The organism is Sorangium sp. So ce1014 (assembly GCF_051521505.1).
In the GTDB taxonomy this organism is placed as follows: domain Bacteria; phylum Myxococcota_A; class Polyangia; order Polyangiales; family Polyangiaceae; genus Sorangium.
The window spans coordinates 12,164,036-12,184,723 of record NZ_CP150356.1 but is presented as its reverse complement, the minus strand read 5'-3'; the positions used below and the strand labels follow the sequence as shown (position 1 = coordinate 12,184,723).

At 73.0% G+C, this 20,688-nt stretch carries 14 protein-coding genes; 8 read left to right on the top strand and 6 right to left on the bottom strand.

Annotated features, from left to right (window positions below; translation table 11 throughout):
• Positions 1–6: 6 nt before the first annotated feature.
• The 4 genes from WME75_RS45925 (at position 7) to WME75_RS45910 (ending at position 6,951) form a co-directional block, all read left to right on the top strand.
• Complete coding sequence (locus WME75_RS45925) at positions 7–2,442, top strand: hypothetical protein (RefSeq protein ID WP_437484737.1); 2,436 nt, start codon at positions 7–9, stop codon at positions 2,440–2,442.
• Positions 2,443–2,692: 250 nt separating this feature from the next.
• A complete protein-coding gene (locus WME75_RS45920) occupies positions 2,693–5,128 on the top strand; it encodes a hypothetical protein (protein ID WP_437484735.1) in 2,436 nt (811 codons plus the stop codon).
• 70 nt (positions 5,129–5,198) lie between these two features.
• Complete coding sequence (locus tag WME75_RS45915) at positions 5,199–5,453, top strand: hypothetical protein (RefSeq protein WP_437484734.1); 255 nt, start codon at positions 5,199–5,201, stop codon at positions 5,451–5,453.
• A 46-nt stretch (positions 5,454–5,499) separates the two neighbouring features.
• Positions 5,500–6,951 carry a hypothetical protein gene (locus WME75_RS45910; RefSeq protein WP_437484732.1) on the top strand — a complete coding sequence of 484 codons (1,452 nt, stop codon included), beginning with the start codon at positions 5,500–5,502 and terminating at the stop codon, positions 6,949–6,951.
• A gap of 82 nt (positions 6,952–7,033) precedes the next feature.
• On the opposite strand, the gene WME75_RS45905 is transcribed toward WME75_RS45910, so the two are convergent.
• From WME75_RS45905 to WME75_RS45885, 5 genes are all read right to left on the bottom strand, one after another.
• Positions 7,034–7,492: a hypothetical protein gene (locus WME75_RS45905; protein WP_437484730.1), complete on the bottom strand. Its 459-nt coding sequence runs from the start codon at positions 7,490–7,492 to the stop codon at positions 7,034–7,036.
• Between the two features lie 199 nt (positions 7,493–7,691).
• Complete coding sequence (locus WME75_RS45900; protein WP_437484728.1) at positions 7,692–8,687, bottom strand: formylglycine-generating enzyme family protein; 996 nt, start codon at positions 8,685–8,687, stop codon at positions 7,692–7,694.
• A gap of 86 nt (positions 8,688–8,773) precedes the next feature.
• On the bottom strand, positions 8,774–10,825 hold the full coding sequence (locus tag WME75_RS45895) for a M20/M25/M40 family metallo-hydrolase (protein WP_437484726.1): 2,052 nt from the start codon (positions 10,823–10,825) through the stop codon (positions 8,774–8,776).
• Positions 10,819–11,199: a hypothetical protein gene (locus WME75_RS45890; RefSeq protein ID WP_437484724.1), complete on the bottom strand. Its 381-nt coding sequence runs from the start codon at positions 11,197–11,199 to the stop codon at positions 10,819–10,821. Before WME75_RS45890 ends, WME75_RS45895 begins: the two co-directional genes overlap by 7 nt.
• 261 nt (positions 11,200–11,460) lie before the next feature.
• Positions 11,461–14,163, bottom strand: a complete 2,703-nt coding sequence (locus tag WME75_RS45885; protein WP_437484722.1) for a HEAT repeat domain-containing protein — start codon at positions 14,161–14,163, stop codon at positions 11,461–11,463.
• A gap of 281 nt (positions 14,164–14,444) precedes the next feature.
• Between WME75_RS45885 and WME75_RS45880 the strand changes: the two genes are divergently transcribed.
• From WME75_RS45880 to WME75_RS45865, 4 genes are all read left to right on the top strand, one after another.
• Entirely contained in the window at positions 14,445–14,939 is a 495-nt protein-coding gene (locus WME75_RS45880) for a TlpA family protein disulfide reductase (RefSeq protein WP_437484720.1), read from the top strand.
• A 10-nt stretch (positions 14,940–14,949) separates the two neighbouring features.
• Entirely contained in the window at positions 14,950–16,119 is a 1,170-nt protein-coding gene (locus tag WME75_RS45875; RefSeq protein WP_437484719.1) for an SUMF1/EgtB/PvdO family nonheme iron enzyme, read from the top strand.
• 252 nt (positions 16,120–16,371) lie between these two features.
• Positions 16,372–17,145, top strand: coding sequence for a hypothetical protein (locus tag WME75_RS45870; RefSeq protein ID WP_437484716.1), 774 nt, complete (start codon positions 16,372–16,374; stop codon positions 17,143–17,145).
• Positions 17,146–17,193: 48 nt separating this feature from the next.
• Entirely contained in the window at positions 17,194–18,060 is an 867-nt protein-coding gene (locus WME75_RS45865) for a helix-turn-helix domain-containing protein (protein WP_437484714.1), read from the top strand.
• Between the two features lie 73 nt (positions 18,061–18,133).
• Here WME75_RS45865 and WME75_RS45860 read toward each other — a convergent pair whose 3' ends face one another.
• On the bottom strand, positions 18,134–20,668 hold the full coding sequence (locus WME75_RS45860) for a HEAT repeat domain-containing protein (RefSeq protein WP_437484712.1): 2,535 nt from the start codon (positions 20,666–20,668) through the stop codon (positions 18,134–18,136).
• Positions 20,669–20,688: the final 20 nt, after the last annotated feature.

The following is a 20,688-nucleotide window of genomic DNA, read 5'->3' as shown; positions in this document are numbered from 1 at the left end:
CACGCGATGACGAGACCCCGGCCCCGAATCCCCGCCCCCGCGCCCATCGAGCGCGCCAGCCGCTGCGCCTGGCGCGAAGCGTCGCGCGCCAAGCTCGACCCCGGAGAGCAAGGCGCGCTGGCCGCGCTCGGCCGATGGATCGAGGAGCCAGACCGACCCTATGCAATCTTGCACGGCCGGCACCCGAGCCGGCGCGCGGTCGTGGCCGCCCACCTCGTCCGTGCGCAGCAGGAAGGCACGGCGTACGCCGCGCACCTCGTGCCGATCGGGCCTGATCTCAAGCTCGAGCGTGACATCCTCGCGTTGCTCACCTCGCGGCTGCTCGCCGGTTGCGGTGGCGGTCCTCCTCGGTGGTTGCGCATGCGTATCGCGAAAGAGCATCTGCGCGTGGGGCCAACCGATGACGACCCCTCGCTGCTGCTCGCGATCACCGACGTGGAGGAGGCGGAGCCGCTCGTCTCTTGGCCAGGGCTGTTTGCCGCCGTGGGTCCCCGCGTCAAGGTGCTCGCCACCGTCGAGGGCGACGACGCCGCGGCCCACGCGTGGCTCCAGCGCCTCGGCTTCGATCCGGCGCGCACGCGGATCCACCCGCTACCGGTGCGGCCCTGGCCTGCGCCGGGCGATCCCACGAAGCTCCTCGCGACCACGGGCGCAGCATCCGCCGAGCTACTCGGCCTGCTCTCAGTCGCCTACGGCCGCCTTCGGGAGGACGAGATCGCGACTGCCCTCGGGGCCCCCATCGAGAGCGCCCTCGCCGGGATCGAGCCGCTCGTCACGGCCATCGAGGGCACCTACGCGTTCCGCTCGAACGCGGCGCGCCGCGAGGTGGAGGAGCGCCTCGACCGCGACGCGCGGGACGCATCGATCCGCCGCCTGCTGTCGCTCCCGCCGGACGAGTATCCCTGCGCCTACGCGCGCGCCCACCTGGAACAGGCCGCCGCGCCGCTCCAGGCATTCGCCGCGCTGGTCACCGAGGAGCACCTCGCCCGCTGGATGGCTCGGCCCGAGGCCTACCTCGGCTTCGTCGCCGACATCGAACGCGTGCGCCACCGCGCCGTCGAGCCGCTTCCAATGGGTCGTGAGGCAACGGCCCTCGCCGTGCGCGCGGCCCTTGTCGAGGCAAGCATCAACTGGTGCGCCCGCCGCGAGGATCACGATGCTCCCGTCGGCGTCGAGCTCATCGATCGGGAGAAGCGGATCGCCGACGAGCGAGATCAGGCCAGGGCGCTCACCGCGCTCAGCGCCGCGATGACGGCTGGCCCAGCGCGCGCCGAGGTGCTCGCGTGGGCCACGGACGCTGCACGGCGCACCCCGGAGGTCGAGTTCCGCGGGGATGGCCTCCTGAGCCTCGCCGACGTCGTCGGGGGCGAGGCGGGATACGCGTTCGCGCGGGAAGCGCTCGCCGCGTATCGGACCACGGAGAACGCGGAGGAGCGAGCGCGCCAGATGCTCTTCGTGGCGAAGTGGTTGCCTCCGGAGGAAGGGCTCGCCGTCGTGCGCGAGGCGCTCGCCGTCCTCCGTGACAGCGGCGGAGATCCTGGCGATCTCGACCTGTTCGCCGACCGCTACCCGCGTGCGGTCGCCGAGGCGCTCTGGCCCGACGCGGAGGCGCTGCCTGGGCCCGCGCGGGCGCGAGCGCTCGCCGCGCTCGCGCGCGGCCTCGGCGATCCCGAGCGCGTACGCGCCGCCTTCGCCGCGGTGGAGCAGCACGTCAACCCGTACGACCTGCTGATGCAACGGACTCTCGCGGAGCTCGTGCCGTTCCTCAACGCCCCGGAGGCCCGCCGCGCCGCAGCGCTCGCACCCCAATTCGGCGAGCGCGCCGCCGAGCTCCTCGAGAGCCTGATCCCGCGCCTCCGGGCGCTGGGCGATCCCGCCGAGGACCTGCTCGAGACGCTGCCGGAAGCGGCGCGCGTGCGGGCGCTGGCCCGCAGCCTCCCGTTCGCCGCGGAGCCGGCGCGGCTGCTGGCGCGGATCGACGAGGCCATCCAGCAGGCCGAGCCGCGCGAGCGCGGCTGGATGCTCTTCGACGTCTGCCCCTGGTTCGCGGCGACGGGCCACAGCGACGCGCTCCTCGCCGAGGTCGCGCTGCTCAGCGACGGTGGCCGCCTGACCGCACTCGGCATCCTGGCGCGCCACGATCCCGCGCACGCCCCCGAGTTCACGCGTCAGGCCCTCCCACTGGCCCTGCGCTTCGGCGCCGACGAGCCGAGCCGCCTGCTCGACCTGGTCCCGCTGGCCCGCCATTTCCCGCCCGAGGGCGCCGCCGCGGCGCTCGGCATCCTGCTCGACGCGGTCGCCGACGAATACCGCGGTGCCGCGCTCGCAGGCGACGGCGTGACCCTCGTGAAGCTCGCGCCGCTCATCGCCGCCCTCGCGGGCGACGACGGCCTGGCCGGCGCGGCGCACGAGGTGGTGCGGGTCGCCGCGTGGTTCCCCTGAGCGCCGAGCGGGTGGAGCGCGGAACCACGGTTCCTGGCGAAGCGGCGTGTTTGCCATTCGCCAGCTCAGTGCCAACCCCCGCTATCCTCGCAACATCCCTCAACCTTCTCACCCATCCTCCATCCGAGCTCGCCCCCGCGCAGCAGGAATTCGACACCGCACCTTCTTCTACGAGTCGCCCTCCCGTCAGAATATCTCTGGACACCTCTCTTCATTTGGAAGCATCACGCAGAGCAGCCAGCCACGTGCGATGACGACACCCCGGCCCCGAATCCCCGCCCCCGAGCCTGTCGAGCGCGCCTGCCGCTGCGCCTGGGACGAGGCGTCGCGCGCCACGCTCGACCCGGACGAGCAAACCGCGCTGGCCGCGCTCGGCCGGTGGCTCGACGAGCCGGACCTGCCCTATGCGATCTTGCATGGCTCGCGCGCGAGCCGGCGCGCGGTCGTGGCCGCCCACCTGGTCCGTGCACAGCACGAAGGTGTCGCCTGCGGTGCGCAGCTCGTGCCGATCGGGCCTGATCTCAGGCTCGAGCGTGACATCCTCGCGCTGCTGGTCTCGCGGCTGGTCGCCGATTACGCAGGCGGTCGTCCGCGGAGGTTGCGCACGCAACTTGCGGAGGAATACCTGCGCGTGGGGCCAACCGAGGACGAACCCTCGCTGCTGCTCGCGATCACCGACGTCGAGGAGGCGGAGCCGCTCGCCTCCTGGCCGGCGCTGTTCTCCGCCGTGGGTCCCCGCGTTAAAGTGCTCGCCACCGTCGAGGGCGACGACGCCACCGCCCGCGCGTGGATCCCGCGCCTCGGCTTCGATCCGGCGCGCACGCGGCTCCATCCACTGCCGGCGCGGCCCTGGCCCGCGCCGGGCGATCCGGCGGCGCTCCTCGCTGCCACCGGCGCGATGCCGGCCCGGCTCCTCAGCCTGCTCTCGGTCGCCTACGGGCGGCTTCACGAGGACGAGATCACGAGCGCCCTCGGAGCCCCGATCGACGGCGCCCTCGCCGGGATCGAGCCGCTCGTCACGGCCGTCGATGGCACCTATGCGTTCCGCTCGAACGCGGCCCGCCGCGCGGTGGAGGAGCGCCTCGACCGCGGCGCGCGGGACGCGTCGATCCGCCGCCTGCTGTCGCTCCCGCCGGACGGCTATCCCTGCGCCTACACGCGGGCGCACCTCGAGCAGGCCACCGCGCCGCTCCAGGCATTCGCCGCGCTGGTCACCGAGGAGCACCTCGCCCGCTGGATGGCTCGACCCGAGGGCTATCTCGGCTTCGTCGCTGACCTCGAGCGCGTGCGCCGGCGCGCTGTGGAGACGCTTCCGTCGGGTCACGAGGCTGCAACCCTCGCGGTGCGCGCGGCCCTCGTCGAGGCGAGCATGAACACATGCGCGGACCGCGAGGACCACGATGCTCCTGTGGGCGTCGAGCCCATGACTCGGGAAACGCCGATCGCGGATGAGCGGCGGCAGGCCAGGGCGCTCACCGCGCTCGGCGCGGCGATGGCGGCCGGCCCGGCGCGCGCCGAGGTGCTCGCGTGGGCGGCGGACGCCGCACGGCGCATCCTGGACGTCGAGTTCCGCGGGGATGTCCTCCTGAGCCTCGCCGAAGTCGTCGGGGGCGAGGCGGGGTACACGTTCGCGCGAGAAGCGCTCGCCACGTTCCGGACCGCCGAGAACGCGGAGGCTCGAGCGCACCAGATGCTCGTCGCGACGGGGGGATTGCCTCCGGAGGAAGGAGCCGCGGTCGCGCGCGAGGCGCTCGCCAGCCTCCGCGACGGCGCCGGAGATCCTGGCGATGTCGACTGCTTCTCCAAACATTTCCCGCGCGCGGTCGCCGAGGCGCTCTGGCCCGACGCGGAGGCGCTGCCTGGGCCCGCGCGGGCGCGGGTGCTCGCCGCGATCGCGGGGGTCCTCGGCGATCCCGACCGCGTGCGCGACGCGTTCGCCGCGGTGGAGCGGCACATCGAGCCGTACGACCTGAACGAGCACTGGGCGCTCGCGCGGCTCGTGCCGTTCCTCGACGCCCCGGAGGCCCGCCGCGCCGCGGCGCTCGCACCAGGGTTCGGCGAGCGCGCCGCCGAGCTCCTCGAGGGGCTGATACCGCGCCTGCGGGCGCAGGGCGATCCCGCCGAGGACCTGATCGAGGCGCTGTCGGAATCATCGCGCATACGGGCGCTGGCCCGTAGCCTCCCGTTCGCCACCGAGCCGGGGCCGCTCTGGGCGCGGATCGACGCGGCCATCTGGAAGGCCGAGCCGCTCGATCGCTACGGGCTGCTGTTCGACGTGGGCCCGTGGCTCGGCGCTGCGGGCGAGAGCGACGCGTTGCTCGCATGGATCGCGCCGCTCGGCGACGCCCACCACCAGATCGCCCTCGGCTTCCTGGCGCGCCACGATCCCGCGCACGCGTCCGAGCTCACGCGCCGGGCCCTTCACCTGGCCCTGCGCCTCGGCGCCGACGAGCCGGACCGCCTGATCGAGCTGCTCCCGCTGGCCCGCCATTTTCCGCCCGAGGGCGCCGCCGCGGCGTTCGGCCTCCTGCTCGACGCGCTCGCTGGCGACTTCCGCTCCGCCGCGCTCGCGGGCGACGGCGTGAGCCTCGTGAAGCTCGCGCCGCTCATCGCGGCCCTCGCGGGCGACGAGGGTCTCGCCGGCGCGGCGCGTGAGGTGGTCGAGGTCGCGGCGTGGTTCCCCTGAGCGCCGGTGGTACCTCGGGATACTTGATCTGCCGCACCCGCCCGAGCTCATCGTAGCTCGTGTCCACCCGGTGCTTCACAACGAGCACCACAAGTTCCCGGGGATCCCGCTCTACAACCTGCGCAGCTTCCACGTGGCGGCGTATCCCTACTACGCAGCGCCTTGCCCGGCGCCCCCGCCTCCTCCCCGCCTCGGCGCAGATCGCCAGAAGCCTGCGCGCTCATACGACTTGGACGGCATCAAGGGCTATCGTGCTGGCGTAGAGACCGAAGACCGAGACCTCGGGCCGTTCACGAGCGCCACGATTCCGCTTGCCCCGAACTAGGATGCTTCGTTAACCTTCCCGGCTATTCCATGTGGGAGGGAAAGGCATGAGTCAGTCAAGAAGCCATCTCGTGCTCGTGCCCGGCTTCGCGGGCTTTGATATCCTGGGCTCGGTCGTCTATTACTGCGGCGTCACCGAGGTCCTCCGGAAGACCGACACCGGGCCCTATCTGGGCCCGCTCTCGGTGCACTGCTTCCCGAACCTGCCCACGGCGAGCGTGGACACCCGCGCGCACGGGCTCCTCCGCTGGCTCGCGGATCGGTTCAGGCAGGGGGTGTTCCACGAGAACGCCGGCCGTGGCCAGCGGGACAGCCTCCATCTCGTGGGCCACTCGACAGGCGGCAGGGATATCAAGACGCTCATGCTCCTGCTCCTCTCCGCGAGCGAGCGGCACGAGCGGGTCTACGGCGTCTCGGCGGAGAGCATCCTCGAGAGCATCTGCTCGATCCAGTTCCTCTCGACGCCGCACCGCGGGACGAACCTCGCCCACTATTTCCGCCGGAGGAGGCCGCTCGTCACGGGCGCGGCCTCGCTCCTCCACCTGTGGCTCCGCGCGGCTCGCCCGAGGGACGCGAGCGCCGTGGCCGGCCACATGAAGACGCTCCTGCGGACGCTCGGCTACTCGGACGGCATCTTCCGCGCCGCCCTCGACACGCTCGGTCGCTTCCACGCCACGGAGTGCGACGGCCTCGCCAGGGCCGAGGCGCGCGGTGAGTACTACAACGTGCTCCGCTGGCTGCTGCACGTCGCAGAGGACGCCGACGTGTTCGGGGATCTCGATCCGCTGTCGTCTGCAGGCCAAGGCCAGCTCGCGGCGGGCCAGCTCGCGAGCGGCGTCGGCGCCTCGCCGCGCGATCTCGTGGGCTGCATCGAGAGCGCGAGACAGGCAGGGAGAGCCAGCCAGCTCGGGGCGGAGGTCGAGGAGGACCTGAGCAGGTACTACAAGCGGAGGGGCGTCGCGCTCCGGTCGATCGTCACCCGGGCGAAGCTCGATCCCGGCGGGGCATTCCTGGGCGCCTTTGGCATCTTTTACGGCATCACGGCCAACATCACGAATCCGGAGGTGGTGACGGCCCTCGGACCGCCCTGCGCCGTCCCCCGGCTCGATGACCCGACCCGGCTCGAGCCGCTCGCGCCGGCGATGAACGACGGGATCGTCAACTGTGTATCGATGGTCTATCCGGACGCGTCGCAGAGCTTCCTTGTCGACGCCGATCACGCCGACGTCATGGGCCACTATCGATTCATCAGCCCGGAGGACGGCGACGGGACCGACCCGAACTACGGCGGCTACGACCTCTTGCAGTCCCGCTCCAGCTTCGATCAGAGCCAGTTCGACCTGCTCTGGACGAGCATCGGGAGCTTCGCCATGAAGAGCGACAAGTGCGCAGGCGCGGCCCAGCGCAGGCCGGCCGCCTCGCCGGAGGCGACCGCGGGAGCTCAGGCCGTGAGCCATTTCCGCGCCGAGCCGCCCGAATCCGAGGGCGGGGCGGAGTGACGCCGCCCCGGAACAGCCGCCCCTGACCCTCGTGCTCGTACGAGGCCGCCGCGCACCTCGCGCGGCCGGCCTCAGCCGCTGCTTACTGCCCGCCGGGGACGCAGATCGCCGTCGCCGAGCCGGCGCCCATGCACGAGAAGCCCGCCGCACAGTCGGTGTTCGCGGCGCAGGGGAAGGCGCACTTGCCCGCGGCCGTGTTGCACTTGTGTGTGCCGCAGACCATGTCGTTCGTACACGGGAGCGCGAGCGGGCTCGGCTGCGCCGTCGTCGTCGGGGCGGGCGCGCCCGGCTGCTGGTACTGCCCCGGCTGCTGGTACCCCGGCTGCTGATATTGCCCAGGCTGCTGGTACTGCCCAGGCTGCTGGTACTGCCCGGGCTGCTGGTATTGCCCAGGCTGCTGGTTGTAGGCGTTCTGCTGCTGGGTCGACGGATCCTCCGCCTCGCTGCCCCGGCACGCGGAGGACAGGAGCCCGAGGCCTCCGAGAGCAAGGACGACCGCCGCAGCCGAGCGCGCGCTGGTGAACCACATGGATCGCTTCATCAAGGTCTCCCGCAGATGCGGGGCTTCCCCCGCGTGAGCAACGGGCCGGGTCGACCCGCCGCTGAGATCTGAGCCCCTGCCCCCGGAGGAGCAACCGCAGGCCCTTCGCCGGCGAGCGCCGCGCCGCGGGCCCGCTGGAGGCGAGCGTACCCCCGGTCGGCGGCCACGCCCCCCTCAAAATGAAGGCGCCACCGCGCGCTCACCGCGGAGCCGCATCCTTGCAGCAACGAAACCCCTGCTCGTACCCGTAATCCTCTTCCTTGTGGAACCCCACCGTCGGGCGACAGCGGCCGCGCATCGGGCCCCACCAGCCGCCCTTCAGCCCGCTCCGGTCCGGCGACTTGCGGCCCGGCCGCACGACCCACTCGTTGATGTTGCCGTTGAGGTCGTGGGCGCCGAACGGCGACACGCACGCCGGCATCGAGCCGGCAGGGACGCGCTGATCGAGCCGCTCGAGCTCCGCCTTGCACTTGGGGTGCCGCATGCACCGCTCGTAGCGGTAGAGCGTCAGCTCGCGCTGGCGGAAGGGCCGGTCGATGTTGCACTTCGTCGCGTCGCGCGTGAACCCGTACGTGTACGGGAGCATCTCCTCGCCCTCGCAGGCGAGGTTGAACTCGTCCTCGGTGCAGAGGCGCTTGCCGGCGCCCTCGCACGCCTTGGCAGCCTCGCGCCACGAGACGAGCAGCGCGGGGAGCTCGCCCTTCTTGTTGGGCCACTCGTACCGGTCGACGCAGTAGCGCATCGGCGTGCGCTTCTTCGAGAGGCACGCGGTCGGCTGCTTGTACTCGAGGCAGCGCTCGCTGACGCTTGTCGAGCCCTCGGTCTCGCCGTAAGGATTCGACCGCCTCGCCTGGTCCTTCACGAACTCCTTGTGGTGCTCCAGGCAGATCTGCTCGACAAGGGGGCAGTAGTCGCCGTCGACGAGGACCATGTCGTCCGGGCACCCCTCGGAGCTGCCGGGCAGCCCGGCGTCCGACGAGCCGCCGTCGGGCGGCGGCTCCGCGGTCGCGCCATCCGGGGCCGCCGCGGCGTCGGGCAGCTCCGTGGCGGCGTCGGGCAGCTCCGCGGCAGCGCCGTCAGGTGGCGCGGGCTCGGCGTCCGCCGCTGCGCCGGTGCTCACGGCGACCGCGGCGTCGGTCGCGGCGGGCTCGCGGCGATCGCAGGCGAGGAGCGCGGCCGCGAGGCCGCACAGCAAGGCGAGGCACCCCGCGCAGGGCCGGCGCGCGGCCCTGCGCCGTCGACGAGGAGCAGCCGGCGGCGCGGCGCGACGGGGGCGCCGGCTCATCGGCCGGGGGCGGGGATGACCTTGAGCGGCACGCGGGTGCCGCCGCGATCCACCTCGATCACGACCTCGCGGCCCGGCTCGAGATCGCCGAGCGCGAACATGAAGTCGTGGATGTTTGTGACCGCGTGGGCGCCGATGCGCACGATCACGTCCCCCGCCTGCATCCCGGCGCGGGAGGCCGGCGCGTCGGGCCGCACGCCCGTGAGCTTCACGCCGGGCCCCTGGTACACGTAGTCCGGCAGCGTGCCGAGCGACGCCCGGAAGCCGCCGCGCCCGCTGCGGTGAGGGTCGGCGGGCGGATCGGTGAAGGCCATCCGCGCGTCGCGCTGCGACAGGGCGAGCGCCATCCGCGCCGCGAGCACCGCGCAGCGCGAGACGCCCGCGACGTTGATCTTGTCCGCCGTGTCGCTCGGCCGGTGGTAGTCCTCGTGGGCGCCCGTGAACAGGAAGGCGACCGGGACGCGCGACGCGGTGAACGACGTGTGATCGCTCGCGCCGAACCCCTCGACGCCGAACTCGAGCGCGAGGCCGAGCCCGCGGGCGGCGTCGTCCACGATCGGCTTCCAGTCGGGCGAGGTGCCGAGGCCGTCGACGAGGAGCTTGTCCTTCTGCATCCGGCCCACCATGTCCGCGTTGATCATGGCGACGACGGGCTTGATCCCCCCGAGCGGCGCCGGCGGGTGATCGACGAAGTGGCGCGAGCCGATGGTGCCGATCTCCTCGGCGCCGAACGCGATGAACAGCAGGTTGCGGTCCGGCCGCGCGGGGAGCGAGGCGAACCGCCGCGCCACCTCCAGGAGCATCGCGGTCCCCGAGGCGTTGTCGTCGGCGCCCGGGTGCACCGCGTGCACGCCGGGCGCGCGCGAGTGCGCGTTGCCCCCGTGACCGAGGTGATCGTAGTGCGCCCCGACGACGACGTACTCGCCGGCGTGAGGGGAGCCGTCCCGCGCCTTGAGCAGGCCGATCACGTTCGACGCCGGCGCCGTTCGCGGGGTGACCTGGGTCGTGATCTCGACGGTGATGCCGTCGAGCGGCTTCGGCGCAGGGGCCTTCACGGCGGCCTGCTTCGCGGCCGCGGGCTTCGCGGCCTCGGGCTTCGCCGGCGGCGCGAGCCCGGCCGTCGGGAAGAGCGCCCGGGCCGCGGAGCGCGTGATCATCACGGCCGGGATGCCCATGCTCGCAGCGTCATCCGGCACCCGCGGGAGCTCGTCGCCCGCCGCGACAAGGATCACGCCGGCGGCCTTGTGCTCGCGGGCGGTGCGGAGCTTGTAGCGGACGCTGCCGAAGTCGCGGAGCGCGTCCGCCGGCCGCGGCGCGTGATGCGGATCCGCGTGCGCCGCACCGGCCTGCGCGGTCGGTGCGTGCGCCGCGCCGGCCTTCGCGGGCCCCACCTGCGCCTTCGCCTCCGCGCCGCCGCCCAGCGTGGGCACGCCGTCGAGCACGATCGCGATCTTCCCCTCGATGTCGCGGCCGCCGTAGTCGTCCCAGGAGAGCGCCGCCGCGGTCACGCCATGGCCCACGAGCACCGCGGCCCCCGCGACCGTGCCGCTCGCGCTCCCGTCGGCCGTGACCAGCTTGCCGGCCTCCACGCTCTGCTTCCGGCCCGCGCGCTGCACCGCGAGCGCCGCCGGCGCCACGTCGGCGCCCACCCGCGCGTCGAACACCTGCCTGTACGCCTTCGCGTCGCTCCCCTCCCCGCCCAGCGGCGAGAGCTTGAGCTCGGCGAACCGGCGCGCGATGAAATCGGCCGCGAGCTCGGCCCCCGGCTCGCCGGTGCCGCGCCCCGCGAGCTCGGGCGACGCGAGGTACGCGACGTCCGCCTTGATCCGCGCCTCCGCGGCGGGATCGAGGTCGATCGAGGCCGGCGCCGAGGGCGCCACGGCGGCGGCCGGCGGCGAGGCCGGCGGCGCGCTCGCCCCGCGGGGCGGCGCGGCCGACGGAGCGCAGGCCGCGAGCGCGGCGAGCAGGCCCGCGACGAAGCCGTGGCGGAGCCCCACCGCGCGCGCGCGACCAGCCGGCCGAGCCGCGGCGCGCTCGGCGCTCACCACGGCGCGGCCTTCTGCGCCGCGCGGACCAGCTCGAGCGCGCGGCGGCCGATGTACTCCTCCACGTCGGCGGGCGCGATGTGGCGGTCCTTCGCGAAGTCGAACTCGCGCGGCTTGCCGTCGCCGAACGTCACCCGGACGATCGCGGAGTCGCGCAGGAGCTCCAGCGCCAGGCTGAACTCACCGAACGCGATCCGGTGCTTGTCCGGCTCCTGCGAGAGCACGACGGGCTGCCCCTTCTCCTGCAGCTTTTCGTGCGCGAACTTCAGCGACTCGGCCCCCTGCGACACGGCCGACTCCGCGGCCGCGAGCGCCTCGGCGACCCGCTTCTTGTGCCGCGCGAGCTCTTCCGACTCGCGCTCCGCCTTCGATTTCACGGCTTCGATGAGCTCATCACGCCAGGTAGCCACGATGCACCTCGGCGCGAACACTCTTCCGAAACGTGCGTTTTGTCCAGCCCGACACGCGCCGGACACCCGGCGCTCCACCAGCCCGATGCGCGCTGGACACCGCCTCGGCCGCGCAGCCCGAACAAAAACAGGAAGCCCGGGATCCCCGGGGAGGACGACCTCCCTGCGAGAGCTCCCGGGCCTCTTGCCCCCGGATCGCGCGGCCGAGCGTGGCGCGGCCGCGCGCCGCTACTGCACGGCGGCGCCCCCGGCCTTTGTGGCCGGGGCGAGCGCGCTCAGGTCCTCGGCCACGGTGGCCTTCGGGTTCATGAGCTCGTGGAACGCGCGCTTCGCGAGCGCGCCGGTCTCGCCCTGCTCGTGCCGCAGGGCCATGAGCACGCCCTTCTCCTTCATGAACTTGAGCGTCTCGATCGCGCCCTTCTTCTGCCCGCCGTCGCCGCTCTTGGCCGCCTGGTAGAGCCGGTAGCGCAGCACGACGCGGGTCTCGGAGTGCGGGCCGTTGTCGTACTTCAGGTTGTCGAACTGGGCCTGCAGCCGCTGCCGCGCCCACTCCTGCGGCGCGTCGGCGACCTTCACCCGCGTGATCGCCTCGGCGTTCGCGACGTACCGGTAGAGGTTGCCGCGCTTGAAGTCCTCGTCCGACCAGTAGCCGAACGCGCGGTAGTAGTGGTCCTTGAGGTCGTCGAGCGCCCCCTTGTCGAAGTCGGCGTACATCGCGACCGTCCGCGCCGCGGTGTCGCTCGTGCCGCCGAGGATGAGCGCGAGCGCCGCGGCGTTCCGGACCTCGACGTCCTTCAGCTTCTCGAAGAGCTGCCCCTGCACCCCCTCGTCGAAGCCGCCGATGCCGATGGCGCGCGCGATGGCCATGCGCACCCCGGGATCGACGTCGGCCACGAGCAGCGGGACGAGCTCGCCCGCCGCGCTCGGCACCGGGCGGAGCGCGAGCGCCGACGCGTAACAGGCGCCGATGAGCTGCTTGCGCGGCTCCGTCTTGCTCGCGAAGTCCTTCGCCTTCTTCGCCACCTCGACCATCGCCTTGTCGTCGGCGCACCAGGCGAGCGCCTCGCACGCGGCCTGGCGGGCCTCCTCGTGCCACATCTCGTCCTCGATGAGCTTCGTCAGCGGCTCCACCGCGCGCGGGTCGCCCCACTCGGCGAGCCCCTGCGACGCGCCGTAGGCGACCGCGCGGAGCGCCATCCCCAGCATCGCGAGCCCCGCGCCCTGGAGCCCGTCCTGGGTGATGTCCATCTTCGGGTCCTTCTTCCGGTTGAGCTGATCGAGCAGCCGCGGGTAGGAGGGCTCGTCCTTCATGCGCCCGACGTAGCGGAGCGCGCTCTGCGCGGTCTCGAACGCCGCCGGGAACGGCGGCAGCTGCCCCTCCTTGGGGAGCGGATCCGTCGGGAAGGCCCAGTCGCGCATGTCCTTCAGGATCTTCTCGGAGCGGATCGTGGCGAGGAAGCGCAGGCCGTTCGCGTGCGGCTGCGGGCGATCCTTGAGCCACAGGATGATCGACGCCTCGGCCGAGGCCTTGAGCTCGGCGCTCTTGTCTTCGTGGACCGTGGCGAGGTCGGCGAGCATGCGGGCGCCGACGACGCGCGGCAGGTCGGTGCGCGACAGGTGCCCGCCCTCGTCCGCCTCCCAGAACTTCTCGAGCTTGTAGAGCTTGAGCGGGTCGGCCAGCATCCGCTCGCCGATGTACTTGGCGCCGCGGATGTCGCCGACCTCGGCGAGCCGCGTCCCCGCCTCGCCCTGCCAGTGCAGCGGCGGCTTCTTGGCCTCGATCCACTTCACGAGCGGATCGGCCGACCGCGGATCGGCGAGCTCGCGCAGCATCTCCATGATCTGCTTCGTCTGGAACCAGGTCGTCTCCTCGGGGTCCTTCTTCACGCTCTCGAGGGCGAGGACGAGCCCCTCGCCGCCGATGCCGTCACGCAGCGCCTCGAGGAAGCGCTGGCGGCTGTCCTTGTCGGCGTTCGACAGCGCCTCGAGGAGCGGGGCGCGCGCCGTCTCGTCGCCGATCCGCCCGAGGCCGTTGGCGGCCTCGCGCGCGACCTCGACGTCCTTGTCCTTCACGAGCGAGATCAGCGCGCTCGTCCACTTGGACTCGGCGTTGCGCGACAGGACCGTCGCGACGAGCTGCCGCACCGACGGGCTCTCGTCGGTCGCGAGCTTCGCGAGCTCCTCGAGCGACACGAGGCCGGCGAGCTTCTCGGGCTCGAAGGCCATGCCGCCGCCGAGCCGCTCGACCTTCGAGAGGAACCCCTTGCGGTACTGGTCCATCGCGTCCTTGAACGCGGCCGGCTCCTTGAGCTCGACGAGGGACCAGACGATCTGGGGCCGGTCGCTCTCGTCGGCGACCTTGAGCGCCTCGAGCAGCGCGGGCTTGGCGCTGTCGGCCTTGGGCGAGCCGTAGTAGGCGAGCACCTGCGCGGCGACGCCCTTCACGCGGTGGTCCGGGAGCGAGAGCGCCTTCGTCGCGAGCGCGACGCCCTCGGGGTCGCCGGCCCACGCGAGCTGCATGAGCGCCTCCTGCTGGAGCGACAGCTCGGCGCTCGAGGCGGCCCACGTGCGCCAGAGGGGCAGCTGGTCCTTCTTGGGCAGGACGAAGATGTTCTTCTTCTCCTTGGAGATGGCGTCGGCCGTCATCTTCTGGCTGTCCTGCTTGACGCCGAACCAGATGGCGCCCGCGGCGCCGAGCGCGAGGAGGAGGCCGACCACGATCGACACCGGGCTGAACCGGCCGCGCTTGAAGTTGCCGTCGTCCGCGAAGCCGCCGCCGCCTCCGCCGCCGGGCGCCGGCGGGGCTCCGGGCAGATCGCTGTCATCGGGGGGCCACTTGGCCGCCCATTTGACCGGAAGGAGCCCGGGCGGTGGGCGCCGTCCGCGCGGTCCCGTGGGATTTTCTCGTGAAAGATTCGGACGATCCAGCATGGTTCCTCCAGCGCGCGGGCGACGACGTGACCCGAACGGCGGTGGCAGCGCGCGGCGAGCCGCGCTGCGCCCCCGACCCCACCGGCGGCGGCGGCGGCGTCGCGCGGCGGGCCGCGCTGCGCCTCCGACCCCGGGCCGTGCGACGAAGCGCCCGGCCGGTCGAGGCGCCGGACCGTACCAGAGGCGCTCGGGCGTAGGCCCAAAGATTTGCTATGAAGGCCAGGCCCCCGATGGCCGAACCCGAGTCCAGTTCCGGTAAGATTCTCTACCCTGCAGTCGCGGTGCTCATCGCCGTGAGCGCGCTCTTCGGCCTTGCGATCCTGCCGCGGCTGTCGCCAGGGGTCGGGGGCATGGTCGGCGCGGCGGCCCCCGACGTGACGCTGCCGGTCGCGGCCAACGGCGACCCCGGCGCGCGCATGCAGCTCGCCGAGCTCAAGGGCCAGCCGGTGATCCTCGATTTCTGGGCCACCTGGTGCGGCCCCTGCGCGGTCCAGGCGCCGATCCTCGACCGGATCGCGCGCCGGTACGAGAAGAGGGGGCTCGTGGTGCTCGGCGTCAACGTGGATGACCCGCCCCACGTGGCCAGCGAATACGCCCTCAAGAAGGGCCTCTCGTATCCGATCCTCATCGACGACGCGAAGGAAGCGTCGGTCCGTTACGGGGTGGACAAGCTGCCGAGCCTCGTGGTGATCGACCGGCAGGGGAACGTCGCGGCGTACCTGACCGGCGTCGTGGACGAGGCGAGCCTCTCCGAGATCGTCGCTGCGACCCTCTGACCTCGCCCACGTGACACAGCGCTCCCGTCCCTTGCGCCTCGCGCTCGCGGCGCTCGCCGCGCTCGCCGCGGCCCTGCCGGCCTGCTCCTGCGGCGACGCCGATCGCGGCCGCGACGACGCCGCCGCGCCGCCTGCGGCGGGCCCCTCCGCGCCCGCGGCGGGCCCCGCGGCCTCCGCTGGCCCTGCGGCCTCGGGTTCAGCCGGCGCGCCTCCGGCCGGTGGCGCGGCCGGCGCGCCTCCGGCGGACGGCGGCTCGGCGCCGCCGGCCGGGGATCCGATGGCGACGCACTACGAGGAGCGCGACGATCTGGTGCGGCTCTTCTCGCTGAAGGAGCTCACGGCGCGCGAGCGCAGGTTCAAGAACCCCGAGCTCTTCCTGGAGAAGAACTTCGGCGGCGGCGGGCCGTCGCGCGTCAACCAGGGCAACAGGGCGCTCGCGCGGCACACGCGCTCGAAGGAGCAGTGTCTCGAGGGGCTCCGCGACGTGGTCCTCCAGACGGAGGAGCAGCGCGCGCGCTGCGGCGGCCACGAGAACATGGTGCCCGTCTTCAAGCACGCGCGCGGGAAGCCGAGGCCGGCCGAGTTCTGCGTCGACGTCTTCGAGTTCCCCAACAAGCCGTGCGAGCTGCCGATGGTGTGGGCGGGCCCGACGCAGGCGGCGGCCGTGTGCAGCCTGCAGGGCAAGCGCCTCTGCACCGAGGACGAGTGGAGCCTCGCGTGCCGCGGCGACCCGGAGGGCGGCCAGCCGAGGACGTACGCCTACGGCGACGAGCTCGATCTCGCCGTCTGCCACACGCAGGCGCGGCACCGCGCGATCGACGGCACGCCCTGCGACGCCGACACGGCGCGCTCCGCCTACGAGACCTGCGCGACCGACACCGAGCCGGCGGGCGCTTACCCGGCGTGCCGCTCCCGGTTCGGGGTCTTCGATCAGCACGGCAATGTGGCCGAGATCATGACCCGCCGCGACCGGGACGACGGCAAGCAGTACAGCCAGCTCAAGGGGAGCGCCTGGTTCTACGTCGAGGTCGCCCGCGCGCACGACGCGCCCCGGCCGAAGGACAGGGAGACGTACCCCGACCACTGCTCCTACAGCCCGCGCTGGCACGTGGAGCCGATGGAGAACGCGTGGCACGTGAATTACCACCTCGGTTTCAGGTGCTGTAAGACCGTCCGCTGACGCGCCCCTCCCGGCGCCGACCGCCGCGGCGCTGCAGCGCGGCGTCGCACGCCCGCGCCGACAATCCGCCCGCGTGGGCGCGGAACCGCGAACAACACACCTCGGCGGCGACCGAAAGTGGTGTGGTTCTCGGTGCTTCCAGATACGGCTCAAGAAAATGCACTCCAGGGGTCACAATCGATCTCCATCTCATGTGTCCACTCGGCATCTTTTCTCTCGCGAAGACGCGACTGGATTGCTATCCGTATCGACATGATGAAGAGAGCCAGTCTACTCGGGCTGTTCAGCGTGGTCTCCGTCACGTGTCTGTCGTTCGGGTGCAATCATGAAGAGCCGGTCGGCGGCGGCTCGCAGGCCCTCGTCGCCGAGTGCGTCGACCCGGGCGACGCGATCCCGGAGGGGGAGTGGGTGTGCGGCGAGGAGCGGGTCGCCGAGTGCGCGACGCACCGGGGCGCGTACGTCGAGGCCATCTATGCGCAGCTCTCGGAGGGCACCTGCGTTGATGTCACGGTGGCGGTCTCGGCGGAGGGGCCGTTCGCCCTCGGGGCGCACGAGATCTCGGTGACCGCGGAGGCGGAGGGCGGGCCGCTCTCGCTCTGCGCCTCGGAGCTCGTGGTCGTCGACACGATCGCGCCGGTGCTCACGGACAGGCGCCCTGAGCTCTGGCCGCCGAACCACTCGTTCCACACCGTCTCGGTGGACGACTGCGTGGCTGTGGACGACGCCTGTGACGACGACGTCGAGGTGACGTTCACCTACGCGGCGAGCGACGAGCCGCGGAACGACACGGGCGACGGCAACACCGACGTGGACATCATGAACCTCGGCTGCGGCTCGGTGGACCTGCTCGCAGAGCGGAAGGGCAACGGCGACGCGCGCGTCTACACCCTCGGCGTCCGGGCGGTCGACGCGTCGGGCAACGTGACCGAGGGCGAGTGCCACGTGATCGTGCCCCACGATCAGGGCGGCAAGGTGCCGGTCGACAGCGGGATCGCCTACCAGGAGGAGGCGCCAGCCTGCGACTGAGGCGCGCGGCTGGATCGCGCCCGCGCCCGGGGGTAGCCTTGCCCCTCGATGCTAGCGCTGGCTCAGCGTGCGCGGGTCACGCGAGGCACGTCCGGTGAGAGCCGCTGGGAGCTCGCGACCCGGTCCCCGGCGGCGCGGCTCCGCCCCTACATCCGCGACTACAGCGGCTACACGGAGGAGGCGCCCGGGCCGCTGCGGCGTGTCGAGTTCCCGGTGCCGCAGGTCGTCGTCATCATCGAGTTCGGACCGTCGATTCGCGTGTTCGACGCCGGGGGCGAGGGCCGCCACGCCCTGTACCCGGGCGGCTTCGTCGCCGGGCTCGACGACACCTTCACGCTGACCGAGCACGACGGGTTCCAGCGCGGGCTCCAGGTGAACCTCACGCCCATCGGGGCGCGGCTCTTCTTCGGCGTGCCGATGGCGGAGCTCACCGGGCGCGTTGTCTCGGCCCGCGATCTCCTGCCCAGAAAGCACGCCCGCCTGGCCGAGCGCCTCGAGGAGCTGCCCACGTGGGACGCGCGCTTCGACCTGATCGAGCGAGCGCTCGGCGAGCGCGTCGACGAGGCGCGGCACGAGCTCGGCGTGGTGCCGTGGGCGGTGCGGCGGATCGAGGAGTGCGGGGGCGCGGTCGACATGCGGGCGCTCGCGCGCGAGCTCGGTTACAGCCAGAAGCACGTGATCGACCTGTTCCGCGAGAACGTCGGCGTCCCCCCCAAGCTCCTCGCCCGCCTCGTGCGCTTCGACCGGCTTGTGCAGCACCTCAAGGCGGGCGCCTCGGGGACCTGGGCGGAGCTCGCGCAGCGGTTCGGCTACTACGACCAGGCGCACCTCGCGCGCGACGTGAAGCAGTTCACCGGGACGACCCCGACCCGGGCCCGCGCCGCGCTGATCGACCTCACCGGCATGAGCCCCTGAGCCCTCGTCGCGGCGGCCTTCGCGCGTCCAGCGGCCGCCCAGCCCTGACCGCACTTCATGCGGCCAGAACGAGCTAGTTCGAGCGGCAAATCCGCACTCCGAAATACGTAGGTCCCCACGCAACCGTGCCCGGTTCGAGCTCCGGCGGCGCCAGATCCGAGAACGCGACGTCCGCACACACGAGCCAGATCGACGGCGACCTCTCGGCCGTGAGCTGGCGCGCAACCGCAGAGATCTCGATCAGGTTGTGCATCGGAAACACGCCGGCCGCGAGCGGGGCCTCCTCCTGATCGAACGGCAGCCGCACCAGGTACACGTCCTTGGCCCCCCACGGCACCTCCGAGCGCGCCACCTCCGCGCCGGCCGCGATAGCCCCGCCGCGTTCGTCGCTCGCAAGCCGCGCACAGAGCCACGCGATCACAGCGTCTTTTCGTGGGTCGACCTCCAAACGCAGCTCCGATCGCGACAGGACCGGAGCCTCGTGAAGTCTGCCCGCCGTCGCGACCCGCGTCTCCTCGGCGAGCTCGACGAGAGCGACACCCCGGTCCGTGGGCGTGCGGCGGCGCAGGGCGGCAGCAGCGGCGGCGCGCACGCGCGCGTCGCTGTCGCGCAGGCGCGCCCGGGCGAGATCGACGGCGCTCGCGTCGTCGCCGAGGAGCTCCAGCGCCGCGGCGCGGAGCGCGGGGCTGGGATCGTCAATCCGGGCGATGACCGCGGCGCGGTGCTGACCCTGGGCCCAGAGGAGCCTCGCGGCCGGGAGCCTCAGCGCATCGAGCTCCTGGACGTCGTCCAGCATCCCGAGGAGGGTATCCACGGGCGCGTTCGTGGGCGCCAGCGACTCCAGCGCGATCCGGGTCACCTCGGCGGCGTAGTCGCCTCGCTCCACGAGGGCGCGCAGCCGGCCCGCAAGCTCCGGCCGGCCGGCGATCGCCCGCGCCGCCGCCAGCTGCGCCGGATCCCCGTCCATGTCCGAGGGCTCGCCCAGCGTGGCGGCGATCCGCTCCACGGAGCCCGCGTCTCGCGCGAGCGCCGTGATCGCCGCGGCGCGAACCGCGGCGGTGGGCTCGTCGAGGAGCTCCCGGATGCGCGGCGCCGCCGCCTCGTCCCCGGCCAGCGCCTCCGCCGCCGCGGCGCGCACGGCGCCGTCGCCGTCCCCGAGCCGTCGCAGGAGCACTTCCCGCGCTTCCGCCGTCCCGGCGACGGCCCTCACCGCAACCGCACGCCACCACGGGTTTGGATCGTCGAGCCGGCGCACGATCGCCTCATCCCGGGCGTCGCCGAGCGCGCTGGCCGCATCGGTCCGGACAAGCACATCGGGGTCGTCGAGCAGCGCGCGCACCCCCGCGACCGAGGAGGGATCCCGGGCCAGGTCGCACAGCCTGCGCCGCCGCTCCACACGCCGGGCCGGACGGAGGCGCGTGCGCAGCAGCGGGACCGACTCCGGATCCTCGCGCAGCGCCTGCATCGCGGCTGGTCCAACCGGGAAGGGCGCATCGATGTGCTGCCGGAGCAGCGAGAGCGCCGGCGGGTATCGACCGAGGACCTCGATGGCGGCCCGGCGGACGTGGGGATCCGGATCTCCAAGGCAGGGCATGACGCTGTCGAACAGCGCATCCTGACGCGCGAGGCTGCTCACGGCGCGCGCCCGCACGAACGGCGCGGCGTCCTCGAGCAGGGCCCGACGCGCCGCGACGGACGCCGCGTCGTCCCGCAGAGCGGACGCGGCCACCCCGCGGAGCGTCGGGCTCGGATCGGACAGCAGCGCTCGGACCCTCTCCTCCTCGCCGGCGCGCAGGGTCTCCACGATCGCCACGCGCACCGACGTGTGTTCGCTCGCGTCCGCGAGCCGCCCTGCCCTCACCTGCCTCGCCATCGCATCGGAGCCGAGCACGGACACCGCTGCCGCCCGGACGAGCGGCGACGGATCACGGGCCAGGTCGAGCAGCGCGCTCGCCGCCTCCGGATCGCGACGCAGCGCCCGCGCTGCCGACGCGCGAACCAGGGCGGCCTCGTGCGCGAGCAGGGCGCGCACATCGGGGCGCTGCTCCGGACGTGCCCAGAGGTCCTCGAGCACGAGATCGCGGACATCACTCGCCAGCGCAGCGAGCCGACCCTTCACCTGCTCGACGACCGCCGGCTCTCTGACCAGCGCACGCACCAGCGCGTCCTCGAGCCGAGGCGCCTCCGGATCCACGCCGGGGTTCGGCAGCGGCGCCTCGAATGCCCGGCGCAGAGCGGGCGTGTACCTGGGATCGCCGGCGAGCAACGTCGCCGCCGCCGCGCGCACACCGCACGACGGGTCACTCGCCAGGAGGTGCGCCGCGATCGGTCGGGCCAGAGGATCCGCGCGCAGGCCGGCGACCGAGGCGGCGCGCACCTCATGCTGCGCCGCGGTCACGCCCTGGCGCAACACCGGCAGGTTGCTCGGCGCGAGCGCCACGGCGAGGAGCGCCGCCTCGCGGATCGCGACAGGCTCCCCGGCGAGCGCGAGCTCCCGCAGCCGTTCCTGAGAGGCCCAGTCGTCCCTGAGCACGTGGATGGCCGCGACGCCGACCTCCGAGTCGGACCAGCCCGAGGTCTCCCAGACGGCAATCATGGCATCTGACATGGCGGTCCGCCTCGCCTCCG